Annotated in this window: 16 protein-coding genes; 6 read left to right on the plus strand and 10 right to left on the minus strand. The window is 54.2% G+C overall.

All coding sequences use genetic code 11. From position 1 onward, the window contains the following. The first annotated feature begins 272 nt into the window (after nt 1-272). The 4 genes from EDI29_RS11045 to EDI29_RS11060 all read left to right on the plus strand — a co-directional run bounded on the left by EDI29_RS11045 (nt 273) and on the right by EDI29_RS11060 (nt 5649). Complete coding sequence (locus tag EDI29_RS11045; protein ID WP_137740963.1) at nt 273-881, plus strand: HD domain-containing protein; 609 nt, start codon at nt 273-275, stop codon at nt 879-881. A 53-nt stretch (nt 882-934) separates the two neighbouring features. Further along, on the plus strand, nt 935-1939 hold the full coding sequence (locus EDI29_RS11050) for a LacI family DNA-binding transcriptional regulator (protein WP_137740964.1): 1005 nt from the start codon (nt 935-937) through the stop codon (nt 1937-1939). Nucleotides 1940-2147: 208 nt separating this feature from the next. Further along, nucleotides 2148-4292 carry an alpha-galactosidase gene (locus EDI29_RS11055; protein WP_137740965.1) on the plus strand — a complete coding sequence of 715 codons (2145 nt, stop codon included), beginning with the start codon at nt 2148-2150 and terminating at the stop codon, nt 4290-4292. A 94-nt stretch (nt 4293-4386) separates the two neighbouring features. Beyond that, on the plus strand, nt 4387-5649 hold the full coding sequence (locus EDI29_RS11060) for an MFS transporter (RefSeq protein WP_137740966.1): 1263 nt from the start codon (nt 4387-4389) through the stop codon (nt 5647-5649). 45 nt (nt 5650-5694) lie between these two features. Here the strand turns inward: EDI29_RS11060 and EDI29_RS11065 are convergent, their stop codons facing one another. From EDI29_RS11065 to EDI29_RS11090, 6 genes are all read right to left on the minus strand, one after another. After that, nucleotides 5695-7002: an ABC transporter substrate-binding protein gene (locus tag EDI29_RS11065; RefSeq protein ID WP_137740967.1), complete on the minus strand. Its 1308-nt coding sequence runs from the start codon at nt 7000-7002 to the stop codon at nt 5695-5697. After that, a complete protein-coding gene (locus EDI29_RS11070; RefSeq protein WP_137740968.1) occupies nt 6995-8083 on the minus strand; it encodes an ABC transporter ATP-binding protein in 1089 nt (362 codons plus the stop codon). The genes EDI29_RS11065 and EDI29_RS11070 overlap by 8 nt, the downstream gene beginning before the upstream one ends. Then, nucleotides 8083-8907 carry a phosphodiesterase gene (locus tag EDI29_RS11075; RefSeq protein WP_137740969.1) on the minus strand — a complete coding sequence of 275 codons (825 nt, stop codon included), beginning with the start codon at nt 8905-8907 and terminating at the stop codon, nt 8083-8085. The genes EDI29_RS11070 and EDI29_RS11075 overlap by 1 nt, the downstream gene beginning before the upstream one ends. 246 nt (nt 8908-9153) lie before the next feature. After that, complete coding sequence (locus EDI29_RS11080) at nt 9154-10074, minus strand: carbohydrate ABC transporter permease (RefSeq protein WP_137740970.1); 921 nt, start codon at nt 10072-10074, stop codon at nt 9154-9156. After that, on the minus strand, nt 10064-10936 hold the full coding sequence (locus EDI29_RS11085) for a carbohydrate ABC transporter permease (RefSeq protein WP_039470781.1): 873 nt from the start codon (nt 10934-10936) through the stop codon (nt 10064-10066). The genes EDI29_RS11080 and EDI29_RS11085 overlap by 11 nt, the downstream gene beginning before the upstream one ends. Before the next feature lie 237 nt (nt 10937-11173). Continuing rightward, on the minus strand, nt 11174-11923 hold the full coding sequence (locus tag EDI29_RS11090) for an SDR family oxidoreductase (RefSeq protein WP_137741050.1): 750 nt from the start codon (nt 11921-11923) through the stop codon (nt 11174-11176). 104 nt (nt 11924-12027) lie between these two features. Between EDI29_RS11090 and EDI29_RS11095 the strand changes: the two genes are divergently transcribed. Further along, a complete protein-coding gene (locus EDI29_RS11095) occupies nt 12028-12405 on the plus strand; it encodes a winged helix-turn-helix transcriptional regulator (RefSeq protein ID WP_103971800.1) in 378 nt (125 codons plus the stop codon). Nucleotides 12406-12553: 148 nt separating this feature from the next. On the opposite strand, the gene gcvP is transcribed toward EDI29_RS11095, so the two are convergent. The 3 genes from gcvP to gcvT form a co-directional block, all read right to left on the minus strand. Further along, a complete protein-coding gene (gene gcvP / locus EDI29_RS11100; protein WP_137740971.1) occupies nt 12554-15427 on the minus strand; it encodes an aminomethyl-transferring glycine dehydrogenase in 2874 nt (957 codons plus the stop codon). A 114-nt stretch (nt 15428-15541) separates the two neighbouring features. Next, a complete protein-coding gene (gcvH, locus tag EDI29_RS11105; RefSeq protein ID WP_039491184.1) occupies nt 15542-15934 on the minus strand; it encodes a glycine cleavage system protein GcvH in 393 nt (130 codons plus the stop codon). Nucleotides 15935-16181: 247 nt separating this feature from the next. Next, a complete protein-coding gene (gene gcvT / locus EDI29_RS11110) occupies nt 16182-17297 on the minus strand; it encodes a glycine cleavage system aminomethyltransferase GcvT (protein ID WP_137740972.1) in 1116 nt (371 codons plus the stop codon). A 754-nt stretch (nt 17298-18051) separates the two neighbouring features. Between gcvT and EDI29_RS11115 the strand changes: the two genes are divergently transcribed. Further along, complete coding sequence (locus EDI29_RS11115) at nt 18052-18432, plus strand: hypothetical protein (protein WP_137740973.1); 381 nt, start codon at nt 18052-18054, stop codon at nt 18430-18432. A gap of 335 nt (nt 18433-18767) precedes the next feature. Here the strand turns inward: EDI29_RS11115 and alsS are convergent, their stop codons facing one another. Then, nucleotides 18768-20447 (minus strand): acetolactate synthase AlsS, encoded by a 1680-nt coding sequence (alsS, locus tag EDI29_RS11120; RefSeq protein WP_137740974.1) that lies wholly within the window; start codon nt 20445-20447, stop codon nt 18768-18770. Nucleotides 20448-20464 lie beyond the last annotated feature (17 nt).

The raw sequence follows: 20464 nt of genomic DNA on the forward strand, positions 1-20464 counted from the left end.
ACACGTGTAAGCTAAAATAATTATCCTCACGCCTTCTTCCCGTTTCTCTCTGACTAACATCAATCATGCATGTCAATCTCAGGCAACATCCCCTACAATGACCGACTTCGATATCTCCCTGTTTTTTGAAGGGCTCTGCCGTTCTTACCGGTTATTCGCGTTAACGGTCACCCGGTTCTAACGCCCACAGTGCCTTCCTCTGGTCTTATTGCATAATTTTGTCATGCACGACGTTGTCACGCATCGTTTTCACTGCAAGAGGTACGCTTTTCATGTCATCTTCCCCATCTACTCTGAATTTCGGTTCCATGACCGATGTGTTCGGCTTTCTGATAGAAATCGATAAATTAAAAAGCGTACAGCGCCGCACCAAGATTATCGCCAGCGAACGCCACGAAGATTCAGCCGAACATAGCTGGCATTTTGCCGTCGCCGCGATGGCGCTGGCCCCTTACGCGGGTGAAGGCGTGGATATTCAGCGCGTCATCCAAATGGCGTTGATTCACGATATCGTCGAAATCGATGCCGGCGATGTGCTCGTTTACGATCTTTCCGCACGTCTTGCGATTCACGATCAGGAAGTCGCTGCCGCAGCGCGCATTTTCGGCCTGCTGCCAGAGCCACAGCGCCAGCAATTCCACGATCTGTGGGAAGAATACGAAGCGAATGAAACGCCCAGCGCCCAGTTCGCCCTGATGCTCGATCGCGTCATGCCGATGCTGATGAATCTGTACAACGGAGGTCAAAGCTGGGTAGAAAACGGTATCCGTCTGGCACAGGTTCTCGACCGCGCCGAATTCATCGCCGCTATCAACCCGGAACTCTGGCAATACCTGAAGCAGCATCTGGAAGACGCCAAAGCCAAGGGATGGTTGCTATAATTCGATGTTGCCGATAAACGCCCGTCGCTGGGCATTCGCGTCAGGAGAGAGTGGTGTCTTTAAAAACAATCGCAAATAACCTGGGTTTGTCGGTGGCAGCAGTGAGTCGTGCCCTCAACGGCCATCGGGATATCTCCGAAGCCACGCGCCAGCGTATTCAGGAAGAAGCGGAACGCATCGGCTATCGCCCTAATACGCACGCGCGCCGCCTGAAAATGGGCAAAAGCGACGCAGTCGGGCTGGTCTATCCCTATGCCTCTTCTCTGAGTAACGATATCTTTTTTGAGATGATCGGCGCGATCAGTCGCAAACTGGCACAGCACGACGTCGATTTTCTCCTGCTGGCAGATGAACAAGACGAATGTCAGGGCGGTGTTCGGTTGATCAACAGCCACCGTATCGACGCGCTAATCGTCGCGCACACGTGCGAGCAGGATGCACGCCTGACGCTACTGCAACGTAACAAGGTGCCTTTTCTCGCGCTGGGGCGCAGCCAGTTACCGCATCCTTATGCCTGGTTCGATTTTGACAACCGCGCAGGCATGGCGCTAGCAACGGAACACCTGATTGAACTTGGCCATCGCCGTATCGCCATGTTGAGCGAAGACCACCCGCAGGCGTTCATCATGCAACGTCGTCAGGGCTATCGCGATGCTCTGCAACACCACAGCCTCCCCTTTCACGATGCCTACCTGCGCTGTGTCAGCCCTACGCGCCGTGCGGGCTACCAGGCCATACTCGACCTTCTGGCGCTGCCTGAGCCGCCAACAGCAATGGTGATGGATGGCAACGTTCACGGCGACGGCGCTGTCGCCGCATTGCAGCAAGCAGGCCGCCTTTCCGGTTCACACCCTATCGCGTTAGTGATGTATGACGGTTTGCCACAGGACAGCCTGACAGACATTAGCGTGACGGCGATAGAGCAGGCGACGCGGGAACAGGTGGGTGAACAGATTGCCAGCATGACGCAGGCGCTCATCGCGGGCGAAGCCGTAGAAAATTTGCAGGTGTTATGGCAGCCGACGCTACGCCTCGGTAAAACGAGCTTTCCCGCCTAAGCTATTCAGCAAGCTGCCACCGTGTAAGCGACATCGGTTGGTTTCTTACGCCAGCCGCAAGCGAGATCCCCTTCACATCGTCATCGAAATCCTTTTCCATTCCCTAATGATTATTTTAACAACATCACAATTCTTAAACGTTTAAGTTGATGACTTAAACGTTTAAGCTTTCACTGGGAAGCACGAGCCGTAATTTGGAGCCTTCCTCATGAAGCGTGATATTGTTCAATTAACCAGCGCACAGTGCGATGTCATCGTACGCTGCGCCCCAGCAGCAGAAATTCTCTATTGGGGGCCGCGGCTACGCGGTTTTTCGCCAGAAGATGTCATTTCTCTGCAACGCCCCGTCGCCAACGGCCGTCTGGATGTGGATCTCCCCCTGACGCTGGCAATGGAATACGGGCGTGGTCAGTTCGGTTCGCCGGGTATTGAAGGGCATCGAGCGGGCTACGACGCCGCGCCGATCTTCACAACCACGCAGGTTGACGTTCAAGACAACACACTCACTATCACAGCAGACGATACGCAGGCTGGTCTTCGCCTGACCAACGAACTGCACCTGGACCCGCAGACCGATGTGCTGCAACTGCGCCACACGCTACATAATCTGCGCGCTGACGCCTGGCAAGTACAGCGCCTCGCTGTCACACTGCCTGTCCCGGAACGGGCGAATGATGTCATGGCGTTTCACGGCCGCTGGCTGCGTGAATTTCAGGCTCATCGCCTCACGTTGCAGCACGGCGGCTTTATTCAGGAAAGCCGTCGGGGAAGAAGCTCCCACGAATATTTCCCGGCGCTGATTCTCGGCGAGTCCGCGTTCAGCGAACAACGTGGCTCAGTATGGGGCGTGCATTTAGGCTGGAGCGGCAACCATCGCCTGCGTGCCGATATCAAAACTGACGGTCGTCGCGTCGTACAGGCGGAAGCCCTTTATCTGCCGGGCGAAATCACGCTGGCGCAGTCAGAATCCCTCACCACACCGTGGGTCTACGCCGCGTTCTCCGATACCGGTTTGAACGGCATGAGCCAGCGTTATCACACCTTCCTACGCCAGTCCTTAATCCAATTCTGTGGTGATAAACCACGCCCGGTGCATCTCAATACGTGGGAAGGGATCTATTTCGATCACAATCCAGAGTACATCATGCAGATGGCGAGCAAAGCCGCCGACGTCGGCGTAGAGCGCTTCATTATCGACGACGGTTGGTTTCGCGGGCGTCACCACGACCAAGCCGCACTCGGCGACTGGTATCTGGATGAGGAAAAATACCCTAACGGGCTGATGCCCGTGATTGAGCACGTTAAAGCCTTGGGGATGGAGTTCGGCATTTGGGTCGAACCGGAGATGATTAATCCCGATTCCGACCTGTTCCGCGCCCATCCCGACTGGGTGCTGCAATTGCCCGGCTACGCACAGCCAACGGGCCGCTACCAGTACGTGCTGAATTTAAACCAGCCCGACGCTTTCGCTTATCTACTGGAGCGGCTGAGCTGGCTGCTGGGCGAGCATCCCGTCGATTATGTGAAATGGGATATGAACCGCGAACTGGTGCAGCCCGGCCATGAGGGACGTCTGGCCGCCGATGCGCAAACCCGACAGTTCTATCGTCTGCTCGATACCCTGCGTCAGCGTTTTCCCCATGTCGAATTTGAATCCTGTGCCTCCGGCGGCGGCCGCATCGACTACGGCGTGCTGGAGCGTACCCAGCGTTTCTGGGTATCGGATAACAACGATGCACTGGAGCGCCAGACTATCCAGCGCGGCATGAGCTACTTCTTTCCACCAGAAGTGATGGGGCAGCACATCGGCCATGCGCGCTGCCACGCGACGTATCGACGCCATACCATCGCCTTTCGCGGCCTGACAGCCCTGTTCGGCCACATGGGAATCGAGCTAGATCCTGTCAAAGCGGATGACGACGAACTGGAAGGCTATCGCCACTACATTCAGCTGCATAAGACGCTGCGCCCGCTGCTGCACAGCGGCACCACCTGGCGGGTAGAGATGCCGGACGATACGGTACAGGTCACTGGCGTGGTGAGCCGCGATCGCCAGCACGCGGTTTTCCAACTAGCCCAATTGCGTATGCCGGATTATTCGCTGGCAGGCACGCTCCGCTTCCCCGGCCTGCTGCCCGATGCACGCTATGAAGTCAAACTGTTGGATGGCCCGGAGATCAAAACGGTGCGTGAAGGTGGCGGCACCATGCGGGAGCTTCCGCCTTGGTTACGTCAGCCGATTGTGGTTTCCGGCGATTGGTTGATGCAGGCCGGCCTTGCCCTTCCCGTCCTGACGCCAGAAACCGCCATTCTGGTCACGCTTTCAGCGGTGGCTGAGACCTCCGGCAGCTAGCATTTTCACTTGCTTTAGACATTCGCAACACGACCGCGCGGGACAGCAACGTCCCGCGTCATGATGCTCGCTACCCTCTTGGGGGGAAATAAAGATGCCTACTACCTCGTGCTACTACAAAAATAACCGTAACTTCTGGATTTTCGGCGCATTCTTCTTTCTTTATTTTTTTATCATGGCGACATGCTTTCCATTTTTGCCGATTTGGCTATCGGATGTTATCGGGCTCAATAAAACTGATACTGGCATCGTCTTTTCCTTCCTGTCCTTGTTCGCCATCCTGTTTCAGCCGTTCCTCGGCATTCTGTCCGACAAGCTGGGCATGAAGAAGCACCTGCTCTGGGTAATCTCCGTGCTGTTGCTCTTTTTTGCCCCTTTCTTCCTGTATGTCTTCGCTCCGCTGTTAAAAATCAACGTAATATTGGGTGCCTTGGTCGGCGGCCTGTATATCGGCTTCTCTTTCAGCGCGGGGGCTGGAGCCATTGAAGCCTACATCGAACGCATCAGCCGGCAGCACCACTTTGAGTACGGTAAGGCACGCATGTTTGGCTGCTTTGGCTGGGGAATCTGCGCCTCAACGGCGGGTATGTTGTTTAACATCAACCCCGATATCGTATTCTGGATGGGGTCTGGGTCGGCGATTATTTTGCTCGTATTACTGTGTCTGGCAAAAACAGAGAGCAACCCAACCGCCGCCGTCATAGATTCACTGGGGGCTAACGCCTCGCCTTTTAGCCTCAAGCTGGCATTAGGGCTGCTGACTAACCGTCAATTCTGGCTGCTGGTGCTGTACGTAGTCGGCGTCGCCTGTATTTATGACGTCTACGATCAGCAATTCGCTAACTTCTTTAAATCGTTCTTTAGTTCACAGGAACAGGGCAATCAGATCTTTGGTTTTGTCACCACCGCAGGGGAAGCTGCGAATGCGCTGGTGATGTTCTGCACGCCGTGGCTGATCGGTCGGATCGGTGCCAAAAATGCACTACTGGTGGCAGGAACAATTATGTCGATCAGGATCTTGGGCTCGGCCTGCGCCACATCCGTCACGGAAGTCATCATTCTGAAAATGCTGCACGCCTTCGAAGTGCCATTGCTGCTGATCGGGATCTTCAAATACATCGCCAATACGTTTGATTCGCGCTTATCGGCCACGATTTATCTGGTGGGCTTCCAGTTCGCCAAACAGTTCATGGCGATATTTCTCTCCTCTGCCGCGGGCAATCTGTACGATCGTATCGGTTTCAACCAGACTTACCTGATTCTGGGCGGCATTGCGATCGCCTTTACGGCGATTTCCGCCTTTACGCTGTCATCATCATGTAGCTCGACGAGGATGAGTTCTCAGGCTGCGCATTAACGTGATCACGCCCCGTTGAGTCAGTATCAACGGGGCGGGACTTCCTTATTTCACGTCTCGTAACGCGGTTTTATCCACATAAGGTTTCATGATGTTATCTGCCTCTTTTTGCGCAGCCGCCGCGGCGTCCTCGACTTTTTTCGCCGGATCGTTTAGCAGCGCCGCCAGCTGATTTTCCATCGCTTTGCGTACTGCGACCGTTTCATAAGTGGCGTACCACGGATGAGCATATTGCAACTGCGACAAGGCAATGGCCGCACGCGGATCTTTCGCCAGATAGTCTTTCATTTCCGGCAGGTCGTAGGCCGCCATACGCGGTGCAAAGTAGCCGGTAAAACGGCTCCAGCTTCCGCTGACTTCCGGGCTGACCAGATAGTTCATAAACTGCCAGGCCGCTTTCTTCTGCTCCTCGGAAATCCCTTTGAAGCTCACCAAACTCGCCCCGCCGAGGGTCACACCACGACGCTCTTTTTCCGGCATCATTGCCACGCCAAGCTGGAAATCTTTGGTGTTTTCACGCATAAAGCCCAGCGCACCCGTGCTCAGCATCGCCATACCCAGCTTACCGGAGAAAAACGCGGCGCTGATCTGTTTGGAATTCAGCACGCCAGCGGGCATTGCTTTGTCGCGGTATACCAGATCGCGCCAGAACTGGAGCGCGCCCTTGGTCGATGCGGTGTTGTAATACACTTCACCCGGATAGTCAGCATTGTAATACGCTCCGCCGTTGGCACGCGTCAGTGCAGACAGCATCCAACCGCCGTAGTCATCGTTCGTGGACGGAATCATGATGCCCCACTGCCCTTTTGCCGGGTCAGTCAGTTTCTTCGCGATCGCAGCGACTTCATCCCAGTTTTTCGGCGGTTCGTTAAAGCCTGCCTTCTTCAGCATGTCTTCGTTGTAATAGAGGATCGGCGTCGAGTTGTGGAACGGGATCGCGTAAGTCACGCCCATCACCTGCGCGTTCTGATGCAGCGCAGGCCAGAAGTTTTTAGTCAGGAAAGGCGTAGCTTTTTCGTTGCCGTATTTAAACAGCTCGTCCATCGGCAGGATTTCATCTTTGATGACCAGATCGGCGGTGAAGTTAGCCGACATAATGACCAGCGCCGGAGGATCGCCCGCTTTAGCGGCCGCTTCTGCTTTCACTTTCGTCGTATCGTAATTGCCGGTGAAGATCCCACGCACTTCAACCTGATCCTGTGATTGGTTGTATTCCTTGATGATGCGCGTCATTTCCATCGTCAGCTTGCCATCAACTGGGGCGGGGAACATAAAATCGATACTCTCTTTTGCCAGCACCGGGCCAGACATCAGCAAGGCTATCGCCAGCGCCATCATACGAGGCTTACGCATTTCTTTTCTCCTGGGATAAATTACGGGCGGTTTGCCCGGAAAACCAATGACAATCCTGCGGTGAAAAATGAAGCACAACGGACGTACCAATGTTCGGCACGCCATCACGATTTGGCCGACGGTAGCGGATATTGCCCAGCGGCGTATCCACATGAATCAGATACTCTGCGCCAAACAGCTCCCGTTGCTTCACCGTTCCCGATAACGATAAATCGCCGTCTGACGCGGCGTGTTCGGTCATATGCTCAGGGCGAACCCCTAGCAGCACACTGGTTAATGAACGCGTTTCTTCACTGGCGGGCAGCACCACAGGCAATGCTTGCAAAAACGCATAACCATCGGAACAGGCCAACGTCACCATGTTCATTGCAGGCGTACCGATAAATCCGGCGACAAAAACGTTCGCCGGATGGGAGTACAGTTGTTCTGGTGTACCAACCTGTTGCAGCACGCCACGATCCAGTACGGCAATCCTGTCCGCCATCGTCATCGCCTCGATCTGATCGTGCGTGACGTAGACGGTGGTGGTTTTCAACTGCCGATGCAGATCCATAATGCCGTCCCGCACGTCGCTGCGCAGCCGAGCATCCAGGTTCGACAGCGGTTCATCCATCAGAAACAAGCGTGGATCGCGCACGATCGCTCGTGCCATCGCCACGCGCTGACGCTGGCCGCCGGACAGTTTTCCCGGCTTGCGTTTGAGTAATGGCTCAAGCTGGAGCAAGCTGGCAACGCGCTGTACCCGCTGTGGATACTCCGCTTTCGGCTCACCGCGCATCCGCATACCAAAAGTGATGTTCTGCTCGACCGTCAGGTGTGGAAACAGCGCATAGTTCTGGAAGATCATCGAGAAATTGCGCTGCTTCGGGCTCCACGTCGTGATGTCGTCATCACCCAGCAGGATTTGCCCATCGCTGACGTCTTCCAGACCGGCCAACATACGCAGCAGCGTACTCTTGCCACAGCCGGATGGCCCGACCAGCACCAAAAACTCGCCGTCGGCGATATCCAAGGATAGCGATGCCAGCGCCTGCGTGTGTTCAAAGCGTTTACTGATATTACGTAGTTGAATCACGGCCATTACGCATCCACCGGACAGCTGATTCGAGGGTCATAGAGATAAGGACCGGGGTAAGACGCAATCGACTGGCAATAGCTCACCAGCCCGGTCACCGGCACATAGCGATGCATGACTACGCTGGCAGGCTCCAGGTTGTAATACGGCGCGTCGTCTTCGTAGAAATACGGAACCTGGTGGACGGTTCCCGGTACAGTGGCAATAATCGCCTGCCGATGCTGCGTCATAATCAGACGATGCGTATGCCCACAAAATACGCGTGTGAGCTGCGGGAAACGTTCGATTAGCATCAGCAGTTCATGTCCGTTTTCGCAGGCGATACGATCCATCTGTGCCGATCCCAGCGGCAGCGGTGGGTGATGCATGAAGATCGCCGTTTCTCGCGTCGAATGCTCCTGTAATTGCTGCTCCAGCCAGCCCAACGTGGACGGCGTCAACCAGCCTTTCGATTGCCCTGCCAGACTGGTATCGATAAACAGCAAACGCATCGGGAAACCATCCACCGCATAGCGAATATTTTCCGGATCATCACCCAGTTGCGGACACAGCGGGCGCATCGCGTTAAGAAAATGCTGCTTATCATCGTGATTGCCCGGGATCACATACAGCGGGTAATCCAACATTTGTAACACGCGCTGTGCTACCTGATACTCCTGCGGACGCCCGCAGTTAACAATATCACCGCTAATCACTACGGCATCTGGCCGCTCACGCAGTGCATTTAACTGGTTGATGACTTCCGCATTTTCCCCGTTAATATCAATAAATTCATAGAGCTTGCGTCCCTCACTGCGAAAATGCAGATCGGAAATCTGTGCCAGCAACATAACAACCACCTCTATCGTTATTTCGCCCATTGGCGAACGCCAATCGTTTAAGGATCGAGATACACGGAGCGTGTCGCTCCTGATAAATAGAATTAAGTCACCCGCATGGCCTAATGCCGATAGCTTAAGCATCGAGATACACGGGGCGACCACAGGGGTGAGGCATCCCTGCGGGAACCTCCCCCTGTGTTTCCCCTAACAACGGGCTTAAGTAACCGGTATTACCCGCATTAACCCATTAGCGATTCACTTAATGCCCGAGAAGCCGAAGCTGCTCAGGAACTGCTTCTGGAACACCACAAAAGCCACCATCAGCGGCAGGCACACCAGCAGCGTGCCTGCGCAGATTAATCCCCACTGTCCGCCGGACTCTGCGCCCATCGCGAACGACACCAGCCCGATAGTCAGCACCTGTTTGTCGGGGTCATTGAGCACCATCAGCGGCCAGAGATATTCGTTCCAGTGGTAGGTAATGCTGACCGTGGCAAAGGCCAGAATCGACGGCCAGGTCATCGGAATCAGCACGTGAAACACCACTTGCCACCAGCGACAGCCTTCCATCAAGGCGGCTTCTTCGATCTCTTTGGCGATATTGAGAAACGCCTGACGCATCAGAAACACGCCAAACGCCGAGGCGAAATACGGCATCATCACGCCGGTCAGCGTATTGAGCAGGCCAAGCTGCTTGAGCGTCATCATGTTCGGCACCATCATGACGACGGGCATGATCATCATTTGAATCAGCAGCAGATAGAACAGCAGCGTTTTGCCGCGGAACTCGTGATAGGCAAAGATGTAGCCCGCCGTGGTGATCGTCACCAGCTGTACCAGAAACGTGCCGACCGCAAAGATCAGCGTATTGGTGTAAAGCCGTAACCAGTCGGCGCTGTCCCACGCATCGCGGAAATTATCGAACGTCAGCGGGAGACGCGGCAACAGCGAGGCCATGTCTACGCCAAAGCTGCTGGCGCTGACGGAAGCAGACAGCATCCAGATAAACGGGCTGAGCCACAGCAACGCGGCACAAATCAGCAGCAGCGGCAGCGTAAACCGCGTCGTGATGCGAAGAGGATGGCGGTTGGCAACGCGGCGGTTTGCAATATTCCGAACGCCAATATTCGGATTTTCAACGTTCAGGTTATCAACACTCGGATTTTCAACGCTCATAATGCGCCCCTTTCTCCAGCACCTTCAGATTCATAATGGAAAAGGCAAACAGCATCGCCAGCGTCAGGAAGGTCGCCGCAGAGGCTTTACCCAGATCGTGCGTATCATTCGCCAGATCCTGAATGTAATAGAGCAGCACGGTCGTCGCATTATTCGGCCCGCCGCGCGTCATCACGGCAACGTGGTCGATCTGGGTAATGGCGTAAATAAAAGCGATGGTGACCACGAAGGCGATAGTCGGTCGTAGCAGCGGCAGCGTGACGTAGAAAAATACCTGACGCCGGGAAGCCCCTTCCATCAGCGCCGCCTCGCGTGCGGAGGCAGAAACGGCTTGCAGACCGGCGAGAAAAAACAGCATGTAATAGCCAGCGAATTTCCAGATACCAATGACGCTCACCGCCACCAGCGCGCTATCGCTCATACCGAGATAGTTGTTGTTCATCGGGCCGAACACTTTCGCCAGATAGTAATCCAGCAGCCCCAGCCCCGGCATAAAGATGAACAGCCACAGCGTCGCGGCGCTCACCAGCGGAATAATCATCGGAAAGAAGAAAGCAGTACGCAGCCAGCGGTTAACGCGCGTGTTTTCCCACAGCAGCACCGCCAGCAACAGCGCCAACAGCACGCCGGGCACCACCGTCATCAGGATGTACAGCACGTTGTTCAGCAACGCCTGCCAAAACACCGCGTCCTGCACCAGACGCACAAAATTATCCATCCCAACGAACAGCGGCGTATCAGCATTCAGCCGAGTGTCATACAGGCTATCGATGACCGAACGCAGCAGGGGGAAATAAGTGAAGGCAAGCAAAAAAACCAGCGTCGGCAACAGCACAAGATAGGGAAAGCATTTTGCACGCATAACTCAAAGGTCGCTCAGTGTGAAACACAGAGGCCTTACCCTAGAACGCTAGCGTGTCAGTGGGGCGTCAGTTTAATGACAGTTTGTTTTCGAATTGGGAAAATATGCCTGCGAATGATTTCGCAGGCTCAGAATGAATGCCGCCAGCGCCGTTAAGAGCAGTATGGCGGTGCCGATCCTTCATCATCAAAAGCAACTGAAATTTTATACTAATTACTTTAAAAACAATGAGTTTCCCTACAGGTTGGCGACACCACCGTCGACCAGCAATTCCGTTCCAACCACAAAGCGGGACTCGTCAGAGGCAAGAAAAACCGCCGCTTTCGCCAGTTCCCAAGGGGTTCCCATACGGCCAATCGGCACCAGTTGTCGAATTTGTTCCTGCATGGCGGACTGCTGTTCGGGAGAGAGACCTAACTTATCAAGCGCAGGAGTTTCAGTCGGGCCCGGGCTCAAACCGTTAACCCGAATGCCGCGCGTCACCAACTCAGCCGACAGCGTGCGTGCCAGCGAGAGTAATCCTGCTTTACTCGCGGCGTAGGCACTGCTTTGCGGTAGGCCGATATGGGCGCTGGTCGATCCACACAGAATCACCGATGCCGGGTTGCTCAGCAGCGGCAGTAGTGCCTGAACCAGAAAGAATGGCCCTTTAAGGTTAGTCGCCATAAGCCGCTCCCAGGCCGCCTCGTCCCAGCCTTCTAACGGACGATGGGTGACATCGCCTGCATTGGCATACAACACGTCCAGACGCGGCCATTGCTGTGTCAGCGTCTGGGCCAGATCGTGCTGGGCACGGATATCTCCAGCATCGCAACGGATCGCCAGCGTGGAATGGCCTAACTGAGCCTGCGCACGTGCCAGCGCTTTCTCATCGCGTCCAGTGATGGCGACCGTCGCCCCTTCGGCCAGAAACTGACGTGCGGTTTCTATCCCAATACCGCTGGTGCCCCCGGTGATCAAAGCAAACTTATCTTGCAGCCGTTTCATCATGATGTGTCCTGTCGTGTTGCTTGAAAAACGGCAGTATTTCATCAATAGTATACTTTTGTAAGTAGGCACCAATTGGATACTAAAGAGGGTATTGGAACCTTATGTCTGTTCACGGCCCAGTAGCAAATACGTCCCCTTCCTCACCATCTGACATTGCAGAACCGTGCCCAATGGTGAATTTCGTCAACCTCATCGCGGGCAAATGGGCGATTCCCATACTGTACCGCCTGATCGTGATCGGCGACCCCGTACGTTTCAGCGCATTACAACGCGCTATCGCCCCCATCACTCAGAAGGAATTGACACGACAGCTGCGCCTGTTCGAACAGCGAAAACTGGTGAAGCGTAAGGTGTATGCCGAAGTGCCACCGCGCGTGGAGTACCAAATTACCCCACTGGGTAAATCACTCCAGCCAACGCTGGATTCACTGGCAGACTGGATGAGAACACATGGTAAAACATTGGCTGATGATGACTAAATTCGATGGGCCTCAGCGCAGCTGGTTATTAGAGGCTAGTAATGAAAAAGGAAGAATAAAATCAGTAAATTAAGCCTCCCCCTGAGTAGGAGAGGCTGGAAAAAATAATGAACAGCCAAGCCGCTGACTCAACAGCCAGCGCGATTAACTACGCATACTCGCTCATCGGCACACACGAGCAGAACAGGTTACGGTCGCCGTACACATCATCCAGACGCTTCACGCTCGGCCAGTATTTATGTTCGCTGCCTGCCGGGAATACCGCCAGCTCGCGGCTGTACGGATGCGCCCAATCAGCCACCAACTCTGCCTGCGTGTGCGGCGCGTTCACTAGCGGGTTGTCATCCAGCGGCCATTCGCCCTGCGCGACGCGGTTGATTTCGGTACGGATCGCCAGCATCGCATCAATAAAGCGATCGATCTCGACCTGACTCTCCGATTCCGTTGGCTCCACCATCAGCGTGCCCGCGACCGGGAACGACATGGTCGGCGCATGGAAACCGTAGTCGATCAGGCGCTTGGCGATGTCCATCTCGCTAATGCCGGTGCTCTCTTTAAGCGGACGAATATCCAGAATGCACTCGTGCGCGACACGACCGTCACGGCCGGTGTATAGCACCGGGTAGGCCTGCTGCAAGCACGTCGCGATGTAGTTGGCGTTAAGGATCGCCATCTGGCTAGCCTGTTTCAGCCCTTCCGCTCCCATCATGCGAATGTACATCCAGCTAATCGGCAGAATAGAAGCGCTGCCGAACGGTGCCGCAGAGACTGCGCCCTGCTCCGTCAGTACACCCTCGATTTTTACCACCTGATGACCCGGCACAAAAGGAGCCAGATGCGCTTTCACGCCAATCGGCCCCATGCCCGGCCCGCCGCCACCGTGCGGAATACAGAAGGTTTTATGCAGGTTCAGGTGTGACACGTCTGCACCGATGTAGCCCGGCGTGGTGATGCCAACCTGCGCGTTCATGTTCGCGCCATCCAGATACACCTGACCGCCATATTGATGCACGATCTGGCACACTTCGCGGATCGTCTCTTCATAGACGCCGTGGGTGGATGGATAGGTCACCATAATGCAGGAAAGCTGTTCGCCCGCCGCCTGCGCTTTCTCACGCAGATCGTGCAGATCGATATTGCCCTGTTTGTCACAGGCGACCACCACCACGTCCATCCCCGCCATCTGCGCTGATGCAGGGTTAGTACCGTGGGCGGAGCTAGGAATCAGGCAGAGATTACGGCCAGCTTCATTGCGGCTTTCATGATAGCGACGGATCGCCAGCAGCCCCGCATATTCACCCTGCGCGCCCGAATTGGGCTGCATGCAAATCGCGTCATAGCCCGTCAGTTGTACCAGCCAGCCTGAGAGCTGTTCGATCATCTGGCGATAGCCCAGCGCCTGTTCCGGCGGGCAGAATGGATGCAGTTCGGCAAATTCCGGCCAGGTAATCGGCAGCATTTCCGCCGCCGCGTTGAGCTTCATGGTGCAGGAACCAAGCGGGATCATCGCCTGATTCAACGCCAGATCTTTGCGTGCCAGACGGTGCAGGTAGCGCATCATCTCGGTTTCGCTGTGATAGCGGTTGAACACCGGATGCGACAGGATCGCGTCGTGGCGCACCAGTCCAGCAGGGATCGTTGCCGCTTTCTGGCCGATGGCCGCATCAAGCACGTCGATATCTAACCCGTGATCGCCACCTAACAGCACCGCGAACAGCGCCAGCACGTCTTCACGCGTGGTGGCTTCATCCAGCGTAATACCTACGGCACTCGCCAAATCGCTGCGCAGGTTGATGCCAAAACTTAATGCCCGGCTCAGCACCGCGTCTTTGTCCGCGACTTCAATGGTCAACGTGTCGAACCAGCTGCGATGACGCAGCAACAATCCGCCCTGCGTTAATCCTGCCGCCAGAATATCGGTCAGACGATGGATGCGCCCTGCGATACGTTTGAGCCCTTCCGGCCCGTGGAATACCGCATACATCCCCGCAATGTTGGCCAGCAACACCTGCGAGGTACAAATATTGGAGTTCGCCTTCTCACGGCGAATGTGCTGCTCGCGCGTCTGCATCGCCATGCGCAGCGCAGTGTTGCCTGCCGCATCGCGCGACACGCCGATAATACGGCCCGGCATGGCACGTTTATGTTCATCACGACAGGCGAAGAACGCCGCGTGTGGCCCACCGTAACCCATCGGCACGCCAAAGCGCTGTGCAGAGCCGAAGACGATATCCGCGCCCTGCTTGCCCGGCGCGGTCAGCAGTACCAGCGCCATGATGTCCGACGCCACGCAGGTGACGACCTTACGCGTTTTCAGTGCGGCCATCAGGTCGCTGTAATCGTGCAGTTCACCCGTTGTCCCCGCCTGTTGCAGCAGTACGCCGAACACCGCATCGTCTTTCAGTGCCTCTTCAGCCTTGCCGACCACAATCTCAAAGCCGAAAGTTTCCGCACGGGTACGCACCACGTCCAGCGTTTGCGGGTGCACGTCGTCAGCGACGAAGAAACGTTCAGCCTGTTTGAGCTTACTGATGCGTTTCGCCATCGCCATCGCTTCCGCCGCAGCGGTCGCTTCATCCAGCAACGATGCGGAGGCCAAATCCAGCCCGGTTAAATCCTGTGTGACCTGCTGGAAATTCAGCAACGCCTCAAGACGCCCCTGAGAGACTTCCGGCTGATACGGCGTATAGGCGGTGTACCAGCCTGGGTTTTCCAGCAGGTTGCGTAAAATCACTGGCGGCATCAGCACCGCGCTATAGCCCATACCGATGTAGCTTTTATAACGTTGATTGCGTCCTGCAATGGCCTTCAGCTCAGCTAACGCTTCATGTTCTGTCACCGCCTCTCCCACCGCTGGCGGGCTAGGCAATTGAATGTCCACCGGGACAATCTGGCGGATCAGCGCATCCAGCGACGTCGCGCCCACCACCGACAGCATATGCTGCTGTTGGCTGACGGAAGGACCGATATGGCGCTGGATAAATGCGCCGTCATGTTCGAGTTGACTGAGTGTCTGGGTCATTACAGTACTTTCCTTGATCAATCGTGCCTGCATTAATCGTGCTGGCTGCCGCGCCGAAATACGGCGCGGGCGCATAAAACAACACGCCCCAGCATAGAGGCTAGGGCGCGATAACTACTCGTCTTCTTCTAGCGATGCCTGATAACCTTCAGCATCAAGCAGTTCGTCCAGATCAGACTCATCAGAAATTCTGATGCGGAACAGCCAGCCATCGGTATAAGGCGCGCTGTTGACCAGCTCAGGGGAACCTTCGAGATCGTCGTTAACTTCCACGATCTCACCGCTGATGGGCGCATAAATATCCGACGCCGCTTTTACCGACTCCGCCACGGCGCAGTCATCACCTGCGGCAACCACCGTGCCCACTTCCGGCAAATCGATAAAGACCATGTCACCCAGAAGTTCCTGCGCGTGTTCGGTAATACCCACGCTGTAGATACCGTCGCCCTCATGCAGCACCCATTCGTGCGACGTGGTGTATTTTAATTCTGTTGGTACGTTGCTCATTACATCCCCTTTCCTAAAGTCGTTAATCCTGCGCGCTACCCGTCATAATTCAAGCTGCATGTGCGTTGGCAATACTCGGCTCATCGCAGAGCCTCGCCCTGACGGGCCGCCGCAAGCTGCGTTCAAATTGGCTAAGCCAATTTGTCCTCGCTCACCCCAGTCACTTACTCGTGTAAGCTCCTGGGGATTCACTGCGTCGCCGCCTTCCTGCAACCCGAATTATTTAGGGTATTACATAAGAAGTTATTCAATACTGAACGATGGCTTTTCCAGCGCGGACAAAGCCGGGTTTGGTCACGCGCACGGGCAGTTCGCGGTTGCGAATCTGCACGATAGCCTGTTCACCAATCCCCGCCGGAACGCGCGCCAGCGCGATACTGACGCCCAGCGTCGGCGAGAACGATCCGCTGGTGATCACCCCTTCGCGCATCACGCCATCACTATCAGTAAAGCGCACAGGTAAATCATTGCGCAATACGCCTTTTTCCGTCAGCACTAAACCAACCAGTTGATCGGTCCCTTTTTCACGTTGATGCGTTAATGCCTCACGCCCGATAAACTCACGATCCTCCGGCTGCCAGGCGATTGTCCAGCCCATATTGGCCGCCAGCGGCGAAATGCCCTCATCCATATCCTGACCGTATAGGTTCATCCCCGCTTCCAGCCGCAGCGTATCGCGGGCGCCCAGCCCGCAGGGCTTCACACCAACCGCCAGCAGTTGTTGCCAGAAGTCGACCACCTGCTCATTCGGCAGCGCAATTTCATAGCCCGCTTCACCCGTATAACCCGTCGTGGCGACAAAGAAGTCGCCCGCCTGCTTGCCAAAAAACGGCTTCATGCTGGCAACGGCTGCCACATCGTCATCACTCAGGCCTTTTGCCTTCAGGATTTCTTGAACTTTTTCCTGCGCCTGCGGACCTTGCACCGCAACCAGCGCCAGATCGTCGCGCTCACGGATTTCAACCCCGAACGGTGCAGCGTGCTGCCCGATCCAGGCGAGATCTTTTTCACGCGTCGCGGAGTTCACCACCAAACGGAAATCGTCTTCCGTCAGAAAATAAACGATTAGATCGTCGATGACGCCGCCGGAGGCATTCAGCATGCCGCTATACAGGGCTTTGCCTGGCTGTGTGAGTTTGGCGACATCATTCGCCAGCAGATAACGCAAGAACTCACGCGTTCTCACACCGTGTAAATCGACGATGGTCATGTGGGAGACATCAAAAATGCCGGCTTCCCGACGCACAATATGATGTTCGTCCAGTTGGGAGCCGTAATGCAGTGGCATCATCCAGCCATGAAAATCCACCATTTTGGCGCCATCGGCCAGATGTTGTTGGTACAGCGGGGTCTGCTTTGCCATTCCTCATCCCTCTTCAGCGCATAGCGTCCAGGCGATAAAACACACTGCGCAAACGATATCTTATGACTGAACTTACCACCGACGCGCAGGTTAAACCACACTCTTAGCCATAAGATAAATTATATATAAAGCGAAGAAAGCCGAGCCACTCACAAAAAACAAAGCAGCGTAATATGCTCAATAATTGATGAAATTAAGCACGTAAATTATTTTAATCAGCGTAAACCACAAATTAATGACATTAAAACTGGCTAAATCAGGGAATGTCACCCAACTGAAAATACCATTCGGATTAGATAATGTAATGATAAAAACAGGCTTAAATTAGATTTTTTCAATCAAAAACCAACGACAAATCCCAGCCTTACTCCCTCTCTTATGCCACCGCCATCACGATTTTGCGAACCGCTTCTCGGGCGTCTTTACCTCAGTGCCAGCCCGCGCTAAAAGATCACATTCGTCCGAAACGACGTTGATCCACCAACGCACATGCAACTTGAAGTATGACGAGGATTAAGGTGTAAAAAAGGATCGTCACGCAGCATTACATGAATAATTACATGACAAATTAATATTAATTAAAATGACGATCGTGATAATAGATTTGATTATAAAATTAATACTGCTATTTATTATCAAGATAAAAAAGAGAAAATATAGTTAATGGTATCTGACTGCTAATTGCATAAACCCAGATGCTCATCTAGATTTTAAATGTGATTCACCCTGTTAAAAATCATATAGGATAAAAGCTATGCAAAAAAATAGTAATACATTATTGCAACGTTCTATCGCTGCATCGGCATTTCTATTTTTGACGTTTACTGCCGACAATGCGTTCGCGGCGGATGTCAAAGGAAAATTCAACAAAGGTGGCGTGGAGTTTACTTACGCAGAGCAAAAATATGGTACTAACCGTGGAATTCGTATCATGGCGGTTACACGTGATCAAACCTACAAATTCAGCCCCAACCCGCATGATGACCCCTGGTATAATAAAAACCAAGAAAAGTTTTACCGAACGGCGGCTGAAGCGTTAGCTGATAGTTATTTAGCATCTCCACAGAAAATTTTTCCACGATATGGATTCAAATCGACAATTAACAAAATTGAGTACACTTACGGAGAAAGGTAGCACGTTATTTTATAACGATTGAATGAGCTTTTTTCATAAAATACAGAAAAATGTTAGTCCTTAACATGAATACTCTCCTGGATATTACACTTGTACTGTCTGTCCAGATTCCTCTGGGCAGACAGTGTAAGTCTGCATTAATAAAAACTAAATTCATTCCATACAGTTCGAAAAATTTATCGTCTTTTCCTTTTTAAAGATGTGGGTAAGCTCGCTCCATGTTGTACCCCCCTATTTTTTGGAAAAAAAGATAAAATAATAGTTTCAAACCGTCAGCTTACCTTGTCTGATTACAATATTAATAGATACCTGCATGCGGGCGCGATCCTGACATATCAGATCAGCACACTGATATTCAGATTCTCCATCAGCCAGTGGTTATCGGAATAATCAACGGGGATGGCAATCACCGCAGGGCCGTCGACGTCCATCGCCTGACGGAGTTTGCTGACCAGCTCATCAGCAGATTCAACGGCAAACCCTTTCGCACCAAATGCTTCCGCATACGCTTTGAAGTCAATCGGCCCAAACGACACGCCCGCCGGACGATGGTATTTATGCCGCTGCTGGATTTCTACCATGTTGTAGCCGTTATCCACCCAGATGATATGCAGAAGATTGCTTTTCAGGCGCACCGCCGTTTCCAGCTCCATACTGGACTGCATAAACCCGCCGTCGCCGGAGACGGACACCACTTTTTTGCCGGGCTGCACCAGCGATGCGGCGATTGCCCACGGTAGCGCCACGCCCATCGTCTGTTGGCCATTGGTCATCAGGATCTGCCGCGCCCGGAAGCTATACAGGTAACGCGCCAGCCAGATATGGAAGCTCCCCATATCCACACACAGCGTGACATCCTCATTCACGATATCCTGCATCGCCCGCACCAGACGCAACGGGTGGATCGCAAATCCGGCCATGTTGATGGCGCGCGTACTGAGATCGTGGCGCTGGCGCTGACGATCCCGCAACACAGACTGTGTATCAGTAGACAAGATAAACGGTTCGCTGATGCACGCATTCAGCGTGTCCACCGTCATTGCGATATTCCCAAGCAGTTCGATATCGGGACGATAAGCGCTGTCGATTTCCGCTCGCAGCACATCAATGTGGATCAGCGTCGCCTTGCCGCTGTTCCATAACACCGGATCGTACTCAATCGGACTGTAGCCCACGGTAACGATCACATCCGCCTGTTGCAGCAGCTTATCGCCAGCCTGATTGTTGAATAATCCGACACGTCCGGCAAAGTGATCGAACTGCTGCTGATCGATCACGCCAGCAGCCTGATACGTGCTGGTCACGGGCAGTTTGCTATGGTGAAGGAAACGACGCAGTGCCTGCGCATTTTCCTGCTGGCTGGCCATTAACCCGAGCAGCAGCACCGGATTTTTAGCCTGCTTCAGCCGTTTGGCTGCTTCAGCAATGTCGCTATGCGGCGCGCCGTTTAGCAACGGTAAATGCGGACAAGCCAGCACCGGGCTAATCACCGGCTCATTGACGATATCCTGCGGCAGGCTGACAAACGCCGCACCCGGACGCCCACTCTCTGCCGCCCGGAAAGCATTCGCCAACACTTCCGATATGGCGGAAGAAGCCGTAATTTCCGCACTGAATTTACTGACCGGCTGAAACAGGCTGACGGTGTCCAGACTCTGGTGCGTCAGCTTAAGTTTATCTGCCCGTTTAACCGCCCCGCCCAACGCCACGACGGCATCTCCTTCTGCGGTTGCCGTCGCCAGCCCAGTCACTAGATTGGAACAACCGGGGCCGGATGTCACCAGCGTCACGCCGGCTTTCCCCGTGAGACGCCCTATCGCCGCCGCCATAAACGCGCCGTTAGCTTCATGCCGTACTGGGATCGTTTGGATCGTCGAGTCTTCCAACTCATCAAACACGCGATCGATTTTTGCGCCGGGAATACCAAAAATATGCTTCACGCCCTGTGCTTCCAGGTGTTTTACCACCAGCTCGGCTCCGCTACTCCAGCTTTGCTGTTCGGTGGACTTTTCCATGACATGACTCCGATGAA

This window comes from Pectobacterium polonicum (genome assembly GCF_005497185.1).
Lineage (GTDB): Bacteria > Pseudomonadota > Gammaproteobacteria > Enterobacterales > Enterobacteriaceae > Pectobacterium > Pectobacterium polonicum.